Origin of the sequence: Microbispora sp. ZYX-F-249 (assembly GCF_039649665.1) — a bacterium.
Classification (GTDB): Bacteria; Actinomycetota; Actinomycetes; order Streptosporangiales; family Streptosporangiaceae; genus Microbispora; species Microbispora maris.
In genome coordinates this window covers 18332-33118 of sequence record NZ_JBDJAW010000041.1, presented here as the reverse complement: position 1 = coordinate 33118, position 14787 = coordinate 18332, and the positions used below count along the sequence as shown (strand labels likewise).

Sequence of the window (14787 nt, the reverse complement as noted above, 5' to 3'; positions counted from 1 at the left end):
TACAGGCAGGACCCCGCCATCCTCCGTGGCATGACCCAGCGCCGGCTCGGCAGGCGCGACGCCTTCCGGCTCGCGGGACTGTCGGCCGCCGGGCTCGCCCTCGCCGCCTGCGGTGTGCAGGGCAAGGGCACGGCCAAGCCGACCTCCTCCGCCCAGGCCCAGTCCGAGGTGGAGAAGTTCTGGTCGGGCAAGACGAAGAACGGCCACGTCGACTTCGCCAACTGGCCGCTCTACATGGACCCCAAGCAGCCCGAGCTCAAGCAGTTCACCCAGCAGACCGGCATCACGGTGAACTACAAAGAGGTCATCCTCGAGATGCCGAGCTGGTTCGCCAAGATCCAGCCGCAGCTCGCCGCGGGGCAGCCCATCGACTACGACCTCATGGTCGTCACCAACGGCCTGCACTTCGAGCAGCTCGTCCAGCTCGGCTACCTGGCGCCGCTCGACCACTCCAAGCTGCCGAACTTCGCGGCGAACGTGGCGGAGCAGTACAAGAACGAGTCGTTCGACCCGGGCAACGTCTACAGCATCCCGTGGGCCTCCGGCATGACGGGCATCGCGTACAACCCGAAGTACATCGACACCCCGCCGACCAGCATCGCCGAGCTGTGGAACCCCAAGTACAAGGGCAAGGTCGGCATGATGTCCGACTCCCAGGAGATCGCCAACTTCGGCATGTTCGCGATCGGCGCCGACCCCGACAAGTCCACCGAGGCGGACTGGGAGAAGGCCGGGGCCAAGCTCCAGGAGCAGCGCGACGGCGGCATCGTCCGCAAGTACTACGACCAGGCGTACATGGACCCGCTGGCCAAGGGTGACATCTGGCTCGCCATGGCCTGGTCGGGCGACGTCTTCCAGAAGAACGTCTCCGACGGCACGGACCTCAAGTTCGTGGTGCCGCAGGAGGGCGGGACCATCTGGACCGACAACATGACGATCCCGAAGACCGCGGCGAACCCGGTCGACGCGATCATGCTGATGGACTTCTTCTACGACGTGAACGTGGCGGCGCACCTCGCGGAGTACATCAACTACGTGACGCCGGTCCCGGCCGCCAAGGACGTCATCGCCGCCGACGCGGCCAAGGCGTCGGGCGACGACAAGAAGCTCCTGGAGGAGGTGGCGAGCAGCCCGCTGGTCTTCCCGAGCGCGGAGGACTCCGCCAGGCTGCGCAGCTACGTCAAGTTCAAGACGCCGCAGGAGCAGAAGAAGTTCGAGTCCATCTTCCAGGCGATCACGACGTCATGAGCAGGCTCAAGGCTTCGCTGACGCCGTACCTGCTGCTCTTCCCGGGCACGCTCTGGCTGGCGATCTTCTTCGTCATCCCGACGGTCGTCATGCTGTCGCTGTCGCTGCAGTCGGGCGACGTCGTGAACGGTTACGCGTTCACGTTCAACTGGCACAGCTACGTCGACGGGATCAGCACCTACCACGACCAGATCATCCGGTCCGTGGTGTACGGCGTGATCTCGACGGTGATCCAGATCGTCATCGGGTTCCCGGTGGCGTACTGGATCGCCTTCAAGGGCGGCAACCGCAAGTCGATCTACCTGTTCCTCCTGCTGCTGCCCTTCCTGGTGTCGTTCGTGCTGCGCACCATCTCCTGGCAGTTCTTCCTGTCCGACAACGGCATGCTGCTCGGGCCGCTGAAGTCGCTGGGGCTGGTGCCGCAGGACTTCCACATCCTGGCCACGAGCGCGGCGGTCATCGGCGGCCTGGCGTACAACTTCCTGCCGTTCATGATCCTGCCGATGTACGTGGCGCTGGAGCGGATCGACCCGCGCGTCCTGGAGGCCGCGCAGGACCTCTACGCGAGCAAGCTGCAGACCTTCCTGCGCGTCGTGCTGCCGCTGTCGCTGCCGGGAGTGTTCGCCGGCGTGCTGATGACGTTCGTGCCGGCCACGTCCGACTACGTCAACGCCTCCGTGCTCGGCGGCACCAGCAACACCATGATCGGCAACGTCATCCAGAACCAGTTCCTGGTCAACCAGGACTACCCGACCGCCTCGGCGCTGTCGTTCACGCTGATGGCCCTGCTGCTGGTGGGCATCTTCGCGTACGCCAAGGCGCTCGGCACCGAGGACGTGCTGGAGGTGGCGGCCCGATGAGGGGTGGCCTGCTGCGCGGCCGCGGCCTGCAGATCTACACCTGGCTGGTGATCGCGTGGCTCGTGCTGCCGATCGCCGTGATGATCCTTTTCGGCTTCAACGACACCAAGGGCCGGTACAACACGGCCTGGCAGGGCTTCACGCTCAAGTGGTACGGCAAGCTGTTCGAGATCGGCGACCTCACCCAGGCGCTGGTGAACTCGCTGCTCATCGCCGTGCTGACGATGCTGATCGCCGGGGTGCTCGGGTCGCTGATCGGGCTGGCGCTCGGCCGCTACCGCTTCCGCGGCTCCGGGGCGATGAACCTCGTGATGTTCGCGGCGATCTCCTGCGCCGAGATCGTGATGGGCGCGTCGCTGCTGTCGCTGTTCGTCACGCTCGCCGTGCCCCTCGGATTCGTGACGATCCTGATCTCGCACGTCATGTTCTCGATCTCGTTCGTGGCCGTGACCGTGCGGGCCCGGGTGATGACGCTCGACGCCTCCCTGGAGGAGGCGGCCCGCGACCTCGGCGCGGGACCGTGGACGACGTTCCGGCTGGTCACCCTGCCGATGATCTTCCCCGGCGTGCTGGCGGGCTCGATGCTGGCCTTCGCGCTGTCGATCGACGACTTCGTCATCACCAACTTCAACTCCGGCGGCACCATGACGTTCCCGCTGTGGATCTGGGGCGCCACTCGTGTCGGCCTCCCGCCGCAGGTGAACGTCATGGGAACGCTGATCTTCGCGGCCGGTGTGCTGATCGCCGTGGTCAACGCCCTCGTGGGACGCCGCCGCGCCAACGCGTGAGGAAGTGAAACCGTGGTCCCGTCGAAGGCGCTCGCCGACGCGGAGCGTAAGCCGTACTGGCTGGACCGGCCGATCGCGCCCGAGCCGCTGCCCCCGCTGACGGGAGACGTCACGGCGGACCTCGCGGTGGTCGGCGGCGGCTTCACCGGCCTGTGGACCGCCCTGATGGCCAAGGAGCGCGACCCCTCGCTCGACGTGGTCCTCCTGGAGGGCCGCGCGGTCGGGTGGGCCGCCTCCGGTCGCAACGGCGGGTTCTGCGCGGCGAGCCTGACCCATGGGCTCGGCAACGGCCAGGACCGCTGGCCCGCCGAGATCGCGACCCTGGAACGGCTCGGCCTGGAGAACCTCGACGAGATCGAGCAGACCCTCGCCCGCTACGGCGTCGACTGCTCCTTCGAGCGCACCGGCGAGCTGCGGGTGGCCACCGAGGAGTGGCAGCTCGCCGGGCTCGACGAGGAGGTGAGCGGGGCCGCCTCGCTCGGCATGCGGCTGGAGCGGCTCGACCGCGAGCAGGTGCGGGCCGAGGTGGACTCCCCGACGTACCTCGGCGGCGTGTGGGACCGGCGGGGCGTCGCCATGGTCGACCCGGCGCGGCTGGCGTGGGGGCTGCGCGACGTCTGCGTGCGGCTCGGCGTGCGCGTCTTCGAGCACACGCCGGTGCGCTCCCTGCACGACGACGGCGTGGCGCTCGAACTCGGCACGCCGAAGGGCCGGGTCAGGGCCGGGCGGGTGGCCCTCGGCACCGGCGCGTTCCCGCCGCTGCTGCGCCGGCTCAGGCACTTCCTCGTGCCGGTGTACGACTACGCGCTGATGACCGAGCCGGTGCCGGACGACCTGCTGGCGGAGATCGGCTGGCGGAACCGCCAGGGCATCGGCGACTCGGCCAACCGGTTCCACTACTACCGTCTGACCGACGACAACCGGATCCTGTGGGGCGGCTACGACGCCGTCTATCACAACGGCGGCCTGGTCAGGCCGGAGTACGACCAGCGCGACGCCACCTTCGAGAAGCTCGCCACGCACTTCTTCGAGACGTTCCCGCAGCTCCACGGCCTGCGCTTCACCCACAGGTGGGGCGGGGTCATCGACACCTGCAGCCGGTTCAGCGCCTTCTTCGGCACCGCGTACGGCTCGCGCCTCGCCTACGCCGCCGGATACACCGGCCTCGGCGTGGGCGCGACCCGGTTCGGGGCCAACGTCATGCTCGACCTGCTGCAGGGCCGGGTGACCGAGCGTACGGACCTGCGCATGGTGCGGGAGAAGCCGGTGCCCTTCCCACCCGAGCCGGTGCGGTCCGGCGTCATCCAGCTCACGCGCTGGGCCATCGCCCGGGCCGACGAGCACGAGGGCCGCCGCAACGCCTGGCTGCGCACCCTCGACGCTTTCGGCGTCGGCTTCGACTCCTGAGGACGTGCGGGCCGCGGTTCCCCTCCGCCGTGCGGACCGGAGGGGAACCGCGGCCTGCCGTACGGAAGGCCGGTCGGCTCAGATGCCGGTGACCCTGAGGACGACGCGGTAGTCGTAGTACGTCTCGTCGGTGCCGCTGATCGACTGCGAGGGGAGGTCGTCCCACTCGCCGACATTCAGGGTGCTGCAGTCGGACCAGTCCGCGGTGGCGCTGCCCAGCGAGGTGCCGGAACCGGCGGCCGGAGGCGTGACCTCACGCAGGTTGAAGGACGCGGAGTGGGTCGGGTCCACGATCGTGGTCGGGTCCTCGAAGTCCGACGCGTAGTCGGTGTCGCCCGCCGTCATCGTCGAGTACTTCGAGTTGATGCGCGGGAAGAGGTTGCCGTCCACGCGGAAGCGGAGCTCGTCCCGCCCGTCCTTCTCGTCGACGTTGCCGGCGTAGATGGAGGAGAGCTCCACGGTGCAGGCGGTCGCGGCGGTGGCGGCGTGGGCGGGGGTCGACACCCCGGCGGGGACGGCGAGGCCGGCGGCCAGGCCGAGGCCGGTGACCAGTGTGCGAATACGCATGAGGATTCCCTCGGTTCTCGATGTGCTCGCGGCCCTCGCGAGCGGCATCAACGTAGGAAGGGCACCGTCAGCCGATCGCTAGCCGATCGTGAAAGGCCAGGTCGCGGCACACCTGGACCGCGAGGGCGGTTGCTCATTTCTGCGCGAGCGCGTTCCAGCCGTGTTCCAGGAGGTCGAAGGCCCGAATGATGGCCTCTCTGGGGTTGTCGTGGGCGTGAGCCGCGCGGGGGGCTTCGAGGGCGAAGTGGGCCAGGGCGGCGCAGACGGGGTCGTCCGCGGCGAGGCCGCTCTCCTCGGCGATGGCCTTCGCGAGTGCGGCGGTGTGGCGCAGCCACATCTTCTGGGCATGGTCGCGCAGCGCGGGGGTGCCGGCCACCAGGTCGGCGAAGGCGGTGAAGGCTGCGTCGCCGTCGGCGGCGGCCAGCCGGGTGGTCAGGGCGTGTTCGCGCAGCGCGCCGGGGATGGACTGGCCCTCGGGCCGCTCGCGGACGGCGGCGAGCAGGCGGGTCTCCTGGTCGGAGTCCTCGTCGAAGACGAGGGCCTCCTTGACCGGGAAGTGCTTGAACAGCGTGGTGGTGGACACGTCGGCGGCGTCCGCGATCTCGCGAATGCCGACCTCGTCGTAGCCGCGCTCCAGGAACAGGCGCAGCGCGGCGTCGGCGATGGCCTGGCGGGTGGCGGCCTTCTTGCGCTCGCGGCGCCCCACCGGCGCGGGAGCGGGACCCGCCGCGGCGCCGGTCGTGGGGCCGGTCGTGGCGCCGGTCGTGGGGCCGGTCGTGGGGCCGGTCGTGGGGCCGGTCGTGGTGTCGGGCATACCCGGCACCCTACCTCCTGGGTTGACCGACTCCAAAAGTTGTTCTGTTGCACTTATTGGGTTGGTGTGTTTCTCTTGGGCGACGGTTTCGAGGCGCCGCCCGGCCGTCTTCTGTCCTCGGCGAGACCCGCCGACCCCTCACCCAGGCATCCCTTCACCACGGCAGTCACGGCACTGCCGTCCCGAACGGACGGAGCACCACCATGGACACCACTCCGGCACCCCGGATCGCCATCGTCGGAGCCGGCCCCGGCGGCCTGATCTGCGCTCGCATCCTCCAGCGGCGTGGCATCGCCGCCACCGTCTACGAGCGCGACCCCGGCCCCGCCGCCCGCGACCAGGGCGGCACCCTCGACCTGCACGCCGGCAACGGCCAGATCGCCCTGCGCGAAGCCGGCCTCCTGGAGGAGTTCTTCGAACTGGCCAGGCCCGAGGGCCAGGAGATGCGCCAGATGGACCCGGCGGGCACGATCCTCTTCCACCACGTCCCCGAGCAGGGCGAGCGGGTCAAACCGGAGATCGACCGCGGCCGGCTGCGCGACCTGCTGCTCAAGTCGCTCCAGCCCGGCACCGTACGCTGGGGCCACGCCCTGCGGGCCGTCGGCGGTCCGGTTGAAGGCCCCCGGCAGCTGCACTTCACGGACGGCACCACCATCGAAGCCGACCTCGTCGTCGGCGCCGACGGCGCCTGGTCCACGGTCCGCCGCGCGGTCTCCGGGGCCACCCCCCGCTACACCGGCGTCAGCTTCCTGGAAGCCTGGTTCCACGACGTCGAGACCCGGCACCCCGGCATCGCCGAGCTCGTCGGCCAGGGCAGCGCGGCCGCGGCGGACGGCGACCGCGGCCTGTTCGCCCAGCGCAACGGCGGCGACCGCATCCGCGTCTACATCATCCAGCGCGTCCCGGCCGACTGGATCACCGCCGGCGGTCTCACCCCTGTTGACACCGACGGCCTCCGCGCCCACCTTCTGGAGCGCTACCGTGACTGGTCACCCCGCCTGCGCCGGCTGATCGCCGACAACGACGGCCCTTACGTCGACCGCCCGATCTTCGCCCTGCCGGTCCCGCACGCCTGGGAGCACAACCCCACGATGACCCTGCTCGGCGACGCCGCCCACCTCATGCCTCCGCTCGGCGTCGGCGTCAACCTCGCGATGCTGGACGCATGCGAACTCGCCCTCGCCATCGCCCGCCACGACACCGTCGGCGAGGCCGTCCGCGCGTACGAGGAGACCATGCTTCCCCGCTCCACGGAGATGGCCCGGCTCCTCGACGGCGCCGCCGACGGGCTGCTGTCCACCGAGCTACCCGACTTCGCCGGCGCCGGCGACCACTGACCGTCGTGTCCCCTCACGTGGCGGAATGGGCGGCTCCGTCCGGTGGCCGGGGGAGGAAGTCCAGCAGGGCCGCGATGAGGGCGTCCGGGGCTTCCTCCATCATGTGATGGCCGGTGTCGAGGGCGTTACCGGACAGGTCGGCGGCCCACGGCCGCCACACGCCGAGGACGTCGTGGTCGTAGAGCTCCGCCAGGTCGTCCTTGGCGCCCCACAGGACCAGCAGGGGGCTCGTGATCCGCCGCCCGGCGGCTCGGTCGGCGTCGTCGGCGGCCCGGTCCACGCCCAGCCCGGCACGGTAGTCCTCGCACATCGCGTGCCGCACCCGCGGATCGGCTACCGCCGCGGCGACGTCCGCGTGGTTCTCCCGGCCCATCCGGGCCGGATCGAGCGTGTACCAGGCGTCCAGGTCGGCGGCGATGAGCCGCTCGGGCAGCGGCGCGGGCTGGCCCATGAAGAACCAGTGATACCACGCCTGGGCGAACCGGGCGTCGCAGCGGGCCAGCGCCTCACCGATCGGTACGTCGCCGAGGATGACGACGTGGTCCACGCGGTGCGGATGGTCCAGCGCGAGTCGCTGGACGACGTAGCCGCCGCGGTCGTGGCCCACGGCGTGGAACCGCTCGTGGCCGAGCTTCCGCATCAGCGCGACCAGGTCGCCGGCCATGGCGCGCTTGCCGGCCTGGGAATGGTCCGGCTCGTCCGGAGGCGCCGTGGACCGGCCGTAGCCCCGCAGGTCGGGGCAGACGACGGTGTATCCGGCGGACACGAGAGCGGGCGCGACCAGGTGCCAGGTGGTGTGGGTCCTCGGATGCCCGTGGACCAGCAGCACCGCGGGCCCCCGGCCTCCGTGCCGCACCCGGAGGCGCACCTCCCCGACCTCGACATGGCTGAGTTCGAATCCGGCGAACATGGCACGTGCCCCTGCCCGTGGCGTCCCGGCGAAATCGCACGGACGCGGCTTCACCGCTCGATGAGCTTCACCGGGTCGTCAGGGGGTGAGCCAGCGGAGGGGGTTGCCGTGCGTGATCAGGCGCAGGGTGTCGTCGTCCACGCCGGCCTCCCGCAGGGCCGGGAGGACCGAGGAGAACAGCCGCCCGTAGCCCTGCCCGCCGTAGCCGGACAGGTGCTCCCGCAGGCGTACGCCGCTGCTCAGCAGGACGCGCTCGGCGTGCCCGGCGTCGAGGAGGGTGAGGACCCCCTCCGCGTCGTCCACGCTCACGTACGCGCCGGTCTCGGCGATCTTGCGCTGGGCCAGCGGGTCGCCGGTGCGGGCGGCGAGACGCCGGGCGGGAACGTTCTGCGAGAGCAGCAGCTCCAGCAGTTCCAGCCCGCCCGTCGCGACCGGGAGGTCGGTGCGCAGCGAGGCGCGGGCGGCGGCCGTGACGGCCCGCTCCTCGGCGGGGGTGGGTGTCTCGTCCCACGAGGCGGTGATGATGACCCCCGGCCGCGCGCCCGTCCCGTCCAGCCCGGCGCCGATCTCGTGCAGCAGATCGGCGGTCAGGTCCTCCACGCCGTACCGCGTGATGGCCTCACCGGCGAACGGCTGCGCGGCGAAGCCGGTGGCGGCCACGATCGGCACCCGCGAGGCCATCGAGATCCGGGCGAGCGCGGCGGGGTCGCGCGCCATGCCGATGCAGCTGTGCTCCACCACGAGGCCCAGCGCCTGTTCCCTGCCGAGGTGCTTGACCTCGGCCAGCACGTACCGCTCCTCGTCCAGCCACCGATGGGGATCGGAGTCCACGCCGATCCCCCAGCGGGTGTCGGTGCGCAGATGCTCGTACGGGAGCACCGGCCCGTCGATCTCGGAGGCGGGGACGGCGCCCGTGACGGTCTGGATACGAGGGAAATATGCGCCGGACATGAACGGACATTAACCGATTTTTTGTCTAAACCGCTCCTGAATCACGTGATTCTTTACCTAGGCGGCGTGGGCGGGGTCAGCTCATCGTCTTGCCGCCGTTGACGGCGAGCCGCTGACCGGTGACGAACCGGGCGCCGGGGGAGGCGAGGAAGGCCACCGTCTCGGCGATGTCCACCGGCGTGCCCATGTGCCCCAGCGGGACGTCGCGCAGGTAGTCGGTGTAGTCCTCCGGGGGGACGTCCGCGTGGCGCTCCACCGGGATCCAGCCCGGCTCGACGGTGTTCACGGTGATCCCGTACGGCCCCAGCTCGCGAGCCCACGACCGGGTGAGCCCGTGCATCGCGGCCTTGGCCGAGACGTAGTGCCCGAACTCCGCGTTGCCGAGGTCGGCGACCTCGCTGCCCACGTTGACGATCCGCCCGGCCCCGGCCTCGCGCATGCCGGGCAGCACGGCTTGCAGGATCAGCAGCGGAGCCTTGACGAAGAAGCGGAGCTGGCCGAGGTGGTCCTCCCAGGTCTGCTTCTCCACCGGCATCAGCGGCTGCGGGCCGGTGGCGTTGTTGACGACCACGTCCACGCGCCCGATCGCGGCCACGCCCTCCCGTACGGACTCCTCGTCGGTGACGTCGAACCGGGCCAGGCCGGCCGATCCGCCGGCGGCGGCGATGCGGTCGACGACGGCGGAGGCCCCGGCCGTGTCGTTGGCGTAGTTGACGGCGACGTGCCAGCCGTCCTTGGCGAGCCGTTCGGCGATGACGGCGCCCAGACCTCGTGAGGCGCCCGTGACCAGTGCGGTACCCATGACAAGCGTGCCTATCACAGATCGCGTGGGGCAGGATGGGGCGCATGGATGAGATCGCCGCACTGGTGGACCGGGCCGAGATCGTGGACGTCGTCACGGCCGTCTTCGACACCGTGGACGCCAAGAACTGGCCGGTGTGCCGGGAGCTGTTCGACGACGAGCTGGACGTGGACTTCACCAGCCTCAACGGCGGGGAGCCGGCCCGGATGAGCGCCGAGGCCCTCGTGGACGGCTGGCGGACCGGCCTGCACGCCCGCAAGCAGAGCTTCCACACCGTGAGCAACTTCGCCGTGACCGTGGACGGCGCCGAGGCGCACGTCACCACAAAGGGCTACGCCTACAACCTGCTCGACGCCGCGCTGGGCGGTGGCATGTTCGAGGTGTGGGGCGTCTACCGCCTCCGGCTGGTACGGCGGGCCGAGGGATGGAAGGTGACGGCCTTCGCGTTCGACGCCCGGCACACCCGCGGCGACGAGGCGGTGCGCACCCACACGCTGGAGGGCTAAGCCGTGATCGCCGGGGCCTCGGTGTGCAGGCGCCGCAGGACCCGGCGGAACGCCCAGACCGACCCGAGGAAGGCCAGGCCGGTGACCACGGCGACGGCGGCGGTGCGGATGATCAGATAGTCGCCGATCGACTCGTGCAGCAGCAGCCAGATGCTCATGGCCGAGTTGACCAGCAGCACGAACGCCCACAGCAGGGTGATCCGGGCGAAGAAGGTCCGGACGCGCTCGTGCCGCAGCACGAACGACGGCAGGTGGATGTAGTCGAGCGTGAGCCGCTGGACCAGCGGGCGGCGCATCCGCACCGACGCCAGGAGCACCATGCTGATGCAGATCGTGCCGAGCTCCGGCTGGATGAAGTAGAGGACGGGGCTGCCGGTCCACAGTCCGATGACGGTGCGGAAGGTGATCGCGATGGTCGCCATGATCATCGTCCCCGGCACGGGCTGACGCCGGACGAGCCGCCACAGGACGCCCAGGTAGACCCACGACACCGCGGCCATGAGCGCGCCGCGCAGGCCGAGCACCGCGAGAGCCGCGTAGAAGACCACGAGGGGAGCCACCACGCCTTCGAGGAGCCGGGGCACCGCCTGCTTGATCAGCGCGGTGAGCCGTGGCAGTGCGAAGGGCGTGTGGTTCATGGCAACTCCAACGGGGCCGGCAGGGGGAGACCGACGCTGTAGTTGGGCAACGCGCCTACCCGGACATCGCGGGCGGAAACGCCCGAGGGAAGGCTCTTTGTCGGTGGCTCACGGTACCCGACGGCCGGCCCCGCGGGGCCCGAATGCGTGGGGCCGATCGCTGGGTCATAACGGTACGGCATGGCCCCGCCCGTCCGGCAGGCTCGCGAAAACCCCTGGTCAGCGCTTTACCGGCGGCCGCGGGGCGCTTTCCCCGGCGCGCGGAGGACGCGGGTTACTTTGACGGCATGGACTCAGGTTTCGGCTACTTCGCAACGGATGATGCGGTTCGTCCGGATGCCTTGGCCAGGCTCGTCGAGCAGCGCGGCCACACGGCGCTGCTGTTCACCGAGCACACGCACATCCCGGTGCCGCCCGGCGGTCAGACGCCGAAGGACGAATGGGGTGGCGACCTGCCCCGGCGCTACTGGCACAGCTACGACCCGTTCGTCGCCTCGATGGCCGCCGGCGCGGCGACGACCCGGCTGCGCGTGGGGACGGGCATCTGCCTGGTGCCCGAGCACGAGCCCATCGGCCTGGCGAAGACGGTCGCGAGCGTGGACAACCTGACCGGTGGGCGGTTCGAGTTCGGCATCGGCGCCGGATGGAACCGCGAGGAGTTGCGCCACCACGGCGTCGACCCCGCCCGCCGCTTCGCCGTCATGCGCGAACGCGTCCGGGCGATGCAGGAGATCTGGACCCGTGACGAGGCCGAATTCCACGGTGACTTCGTGTCCTTCGACCCGGTCTGGTCATGGCCCAAACCGGCGCAGAAGCCGTACCCGCCGATCTTGGTGGGCGGCGTCGGGCCACGCGTCTTCGACCGGGTGCTCGGCTACGGGGACGCGTGGCTGCCCAACTACGGCCCGGGGATCCTCGAGCGCGTTCCCGAGTTGTTCCGGCGGGCCGAGGAGGCGGGCAGGCGGGTCGAGGTCCTGATGCTGTCCGCGCCCGCCGACCCGGGCGCGCTGGAGCGATGCGAGAAGGCCGGGGTGTCCCGGGTCATGGCCTGGCTGCCGTCGGCGGGATACGACCGCGTCCAGCGGGCGATGGACGCCTTCGAGGGCGCTCTCGCCGACCTGCGCGGAGAATGAGCGTCGATCAGCTCAGCGTCGCGGTGGCCAGCTTGGCGCCGAAGCCGAGGAAGAGCGCGCCGACTCCGGAGGTGAGCCCGGCGGACAGCTTGCGGCGCCGCCGGAAGTGGCTCGCGAGGAACGTGCCGCCGAAGATGAGCGTGCTCAGGTAGGTCACGCTGAAGACCTGCACGATCAGCGCGAGGATCAGGAAGGACAGCGCGGGCGCGCCGTACGACGGGTCCACGAACTGCACGAAGAACGCCACGAAGAACAGGATCGCCTTGGGGTTGAGCAGGCTGATCGTGAACGCCTTACGGAACGGGTCACCCGCCGCCGGGACCGCCGCCTCCACGGCCTCCGCCGCCTGCGCCGCCTCGGTGACCTGGGCCGCGGCCCCTGCCCGGGAGGCCCGCAGGGAGCGCCAGGCCCCGCGCAGCATGCCGATGCCGATCCACGCCAGATAGACCGCGCCGGAGTACTTCACGATCGAGAACAGCAAGGGCGTCGACTTCAGCAGCGACGCGACCCCGGCGGCCGACAGGAACATGAGGACCGAGTCGCCGGCGAAGACCCCGGCCGCCGCGCGGTAACCCTGCCGCACGCCGCGCTGGGCGGCGGTGGACAGCACGAACAGCGAGTTCGGCCCCGGGAGCAGGATGATCAGAAACGAACCGACGACGTACGTCCAGATGTTGGTGATTCCGAAGAACAACCCTGCCTCCGTAAAGCGTGATAAGTCAGGGTATAGCTCTTCACGGTCTGTGGTCACGGCAGGGTATGAGACCGGAGATTCCTATTGACCCTATGGGTAATAAGGGACAATCCTTGAGTCCATGACGCTGTGGAAGCCCGATCCGACCTTCTACCCCTCGCCCCGCGACGCCGCCGAGGCGCCGCCGGAGAAGCTGGCCTACGTGGCCGCCTTCGACCGGTCGGCCCAGCGGCCCGACGCGCTCGCCGTCCTCGACACCGATCCCGCGTCCCCGGCGTACGGGACCGTGGTCGGCTGGACCGACCTGCCGCACACGGGGGACGAGCTGCACCACTTCGGCTGGAACGCCTGCAGCAGCGCGCTGTGCCCCTACGCGCCGCACCCGCACGTCGAGCGGCGCTACCTGATCGTGCCCGGCCTGCGGTCCTCGCGGATCTACGTGTACGACACCAAGGACCGGGTCAGCCCGGAGCTCGTGAAGGTCATCGAGCCCGAGGAGCTGGGCAAGCGGGCCGGCTACTCGCGCCCGCACACCGTCCACTGCGGCCCCGAGGGCCTGTACGTCAGCGCGCTCGGCGGGTACGGCGACGACGGGCCCGGCGGCATCGCCATCCTCGACCACAACTCCTTCGAGGTCCTGGGCCGGTGGGAGGTCGACCGCGGCCCGCAGTACCTCGCGTACGACTTCTGGTGGCACATCAACCACGACGTCCTGGTCACCTCCGAGTGGGGCACGCCGTCCATGGTCGAGGACGGGGTGGTGGGCGAGCTGCTGCTCGGCCGCAAGTACGGCCACAAGATCCACTTCTGGGACCTGCGCAAGCGCAGGCACGTCCAGGAGGTGGACCTCGGCGACCAGCACCAGATGACGCTGGAGCTGCGTCCCGCGCACGACCCGACCAAGACGTACGGCTTCGTCGGCGTCGTGACCAGCGTCGAGGACCTGTCGGCCTCCGTGTGGGTGTGGCACAGAGATGTCAGGCACGGGGACGGCTCCCGCTGGGCGGCGGAGAAGGTGATCACCATCCCGGCCGAACCGGCCTCGCCGGACGACCTGCCCGACGTGCTCAAGCCGTTCGGCGCGGTGCCGCCGCTGGTCACCGACATCGACCTGTCGGTCGACGACCAGCGCCTGTACGTGTCGTGCTGGGGCACCGGCGAGCTCAAGCAGTACGACGTGTCCGACCCGTTCAAGCCGGTCGAGCTCGGCTCGGTCCGCCTCGGCGGCATCGTGCGGCGCCAGGCGCATCCGGCCGCGCCGGACGAGCGGCTCGCCGGCGGCCCGCAGATGGTCGAGGTGAGCCGCGACGGCCGCCGGGTCTACGTCACCAACTCGCTGTACGGGGCCTGGGACGACCAGTTCTATCCCGACGGCGTCGGCGCCTGGATGGCGAAGATCGACACCGAGTCGTTCACGCTCGACGAGCGGTTCTTCCCGCACGGCGACGACTTCCGCGGCCTGCGCCCGCACCAGACCCGGCTCCAGGGCGGCGACGCGTCCTCCGACTCCTACTGCTACCCGTGACCCTGACCGCCGTCATCCTGCTCGGCGCCTTTCACGGGATCAATCCCGCGATGGGCTGGCTGTTCGCCGTCGCCCGGGGACTGCAGGAGCGCAGCCGCGACCTGCTGCTGCAGTCCCTGCCGGTCATCGCGCTGGGCCACCTCGTGTCGGTGGCCCTCGTGGTGGCCGTCGTGTCGGCGACCGGGTCGCTGGTGACGGCCACGGCCCTCGCGATCGGGGCCGGCGTCGTGCTCGTCGGGTTCGGCCTGTGGCACCTGCTCGCCCGGCGGCACTTCCGCTGGGTGGGCATGCGGCTGTCGCTGCCGCAACTGGCCGCCTGGTCGTTCCTGATGTCGTCGGTGCACGGCGCGGGCCTGATGCTGCTGCCCGTGCTGACCCGCATGCCGGCCGGCCACCACGGGCACGCCCTGTCGGGCGGCATGCTCGTCGCCGGTGTGCACACGCTCGCGATGTTCCTCACGGCCACCGTCGTCGCCGTCGTGGTGTACGAGTTCCTCGGCGTCGCCGTCCTGCGGCGGGCCTGGTTCAACCTCGACAGGATGTGGGCGTTCGCCCTGGTGGGGGCGGGCGTCATCACCCTGGTCGGCGCAGTCTGAGGCGGCCGTCC

The 14787-nt window shown here is 70.5% G+C and carries 16 protein-coding genes; 9 read left to right on the top strand and 7 right to left on the bottom strand.

Annotated features, from left to right (window positions below; genetic code table 11):
* The first annotated feature begins 30 nt into the window (after nt 1-30).
* Genes AAH991_RS33040 through AAH991_RS33025 form a run of 4 tightly spaced genes read left to right on the top strand, consistent with a single transcriptional unit; the run spans nt 31 to nt 4303 of the window.
* Nucleotides 31-1248, top strand: a complete 1218-nt coding sequence (locus tag AAH991_RS33040; RefSeq protein ID WP_346229852.1) for a polyamine ABC transporter substrate-binding protein — start codon at nt 31-33, stop codon at nt 1246-1248.
* Nucleotides 1245-2108 (top strand): ABC transporter permease, encoded by an 864-nt coding sequence (locus AAH991_RS33035; protein WP_346229851.1) that lies wholly within the window; start codon nt 1245-1247, stop codon nt 2106-2108. The genes AAH991_RS33040 and AAH991_RS33035 overlap by 4 nt, the downstream gene beginning before the upstream one ends.
* Nucleotides 2105-2896: an ABC transporter permease gene (locus AAH991_RS33030; RefSeq protein WP_346229850.1), complete on the top strand. Its 792-nt coding sequence runs from the start codon at nt 2105-2107 to the stop codon at nt 2894-2896. Before AAH991_RS33035 ends, AAH991_RS33030 begins: the two co-directional genes overlap by 4 nt.
* Nucleotides 2897-2908: 12 nt before the next feature.
* Complete coding sequence (locus tag AAH991_RS33025) at nt 2909-4303, top strand: NAD(P)/FAD-dependent oxidoreductase (RefSeq protein WP_346229849.1); 1395 nt, start codon at nt 2909-2911, stop codon at nt 4301-4303.
* A gap of 78 nt (nt 4304-4381) precedes the next feature.
* On the opposite strand, the gene AAH991_RS33020 is transcribed toward AAH991_RS33025, so the two are convergent.
* On the bottom strand, nt 4382-4870 hold the full coding sequence (locus tag AAH991_RS33020; RefSeq protein WP_346229848.1) for a hypothetical protein: 489 nt from the start codon (nt 4868-4870) through the stop codon (nt 4382-4384).
* A gap of 133 nt (nt 4871-5003) precedes the next feature.
* Nucleotides 5004-5684 carry a TetR/AcrR family transcriptional regulator gene (locus tag AAH991_RS33015; protein ID WP_346229847.1) on the bottom strand — a complete coding sequence of 227 codons (681 nt, stop codon included), beginning with the start codon at nt 5682-5684 and terminating at the stop codon, nt 5004-5006.
* A 203-nt stretch (nt 5685-5887) separates the two neighbouring features.
* Between AAH991_RS33015 and AAH991_RS33010 the strand changes: the two genes are divergently transcribed.
* Complete coding sequence (locus AAH991_RS33010; protein ID WP_346229846.1) at nt 5888-7021, top strand: FAD-dependent oxidoreductase; 1134 nt, start codon at nt 5888-5890, stop codon at nt 7019-7021.
* Nucleotides 7022-7034: 13 nt separating this feature from the next.
* Here the strand turns inward: AAH991_RS33010 and AAH991_RS33005 are convergent, their stop codons facing one another.
* The 3 genes from AAH991_RS33005 to AAH991_RS32995 form a co-directional block, all read right to left on the bottom strand.
* Nucleotides 7035-7931 (bottom strand): alpha/beta fold hydrolase, encoded by an 897-nt coding sequence (locus AAH991_RS33005; protein ID WP_346229845.1) that lies wholly within the window; start codon nt 7929-7931, stop codon nt 7035-7037.
* A gap of 78 nt (nt 7932-8009) precedes the next feature.
* Nucleotides 8010-8882, bottom strand: coding sequence for a phosphotriesterase family protein (locus AAH991_RS33000; RefSeq protein ID WP_346229844.1), 873 nt, complete (start codon nt 8880-8882; stop codon nt 8010-8012).
* Nucleotides 8883-8958: 76 nt separating this feature from the next.
* A complete protein-coding gene (locus AAH991_RS32995) occupies nt 8959-9684 on the bottom strand; it encodes an SDR family oxidoreductase (RefSeq protein WP_346229843.1) in 726 nt (241 codons plus the stop codon).
* Between the two features lie 44 nt (nt 9685-9728).
* Here AAH991_RS32995 and AAH991_RS32990 point away from each other — a divergent pair, with 44 nt between their 5' ends.
* On the top strand, nt 9729-10190 hold the full coding sequence (locus AAH991_RS32990) for a nuclear transport factor 2 family protein (protein ID WP_346229842.1): 462 nt from the start codon (nt 9729-9731) through the stop codon (nt 10188-10190).
* On the opposite strand, the gene AAH991_RS32985 is transcribed toward AAH991_RS32990, so the two are convergent.
* Nucleotides 10187-10828 carry a VC0807 family protein gene (locus tag AAH991_RS32985; protein ID WP_169981897.1) on the bottom strand — a complete coding sequence of 214 codons (642 nt, stop codon included), beginning with the start codon at nt 10826-10828 and terminating at the stop codon, nt 10187-10189. The two genes, AAH991_RS32990 and AAH991_RS32985, sit on opposite strands and share 4 nt — an antisense overlap.
* Before the next feature lie 287 nt (nt 10829-11115).
* Between AAH991_RS32985 and AAH991_RS32980 the strand changes: the two genes are divergently transcribed.
* Nucleotides 11116-11961 carry an LLM class F420-dependent oxidoreductase gene (locus AAH991_RS32980; protein WP_346229841.1) on the top strand — a complete coding sequence of 282 codons (846 nt, stop codon included), beginning with the start codon at nt 11116-11118 and terminating at the stop codon, nt 11959-11961.
* Nucleotides 11962-11968: 7 nt separating this feature from the next.
* Here the strand turns inward: AAH991_RS32980 and leuE are convergent, their stop codons facing one another.
* Nucleotides 11969-12655 carry a leucine efflux protein LeuE gene (gene leuE / locus AAH991_RS32975; RefSeq protein WP_346229840.1) on the bottom strand — a complete coding sequence of 229 codons (687 nt, stop codon included), beginning with the start codon at nt 12653-12655 and terminating at the stop codon, nt 11969-11971.
* A gap of 121 nt (nt 12656-12776) precedes the next feature.
* Between leuE and AAH991_RS32970 the strand changes: the two genes are divergently transcribed.
* Nucleotides 12777-14180, top strand: a complete 1404-nt coding sequence (locus tag AAH991_RS32970) for a selenium-binding protein SBP56-related protein (RefSeq protein ID WP_346229839.1) — start codon at nt 12777-12779, stop codon at nt 14178-14180.
* A complete protein-coding gene (locus tag AAH991_RS32965) occupies nt 14177-14776 on the top strand; it encodes a hypothetical protein (protein WP_346229838.1) in 600 nt (199 codons plus the stop codon). Before AAH991_RS32970 ends, AAH991_RS32965 begins: the two co-directional genes overlap by 4 nt.
* The last annotated feature ends 11 nt before the right edge of the window (nt 14777-14787 follow it).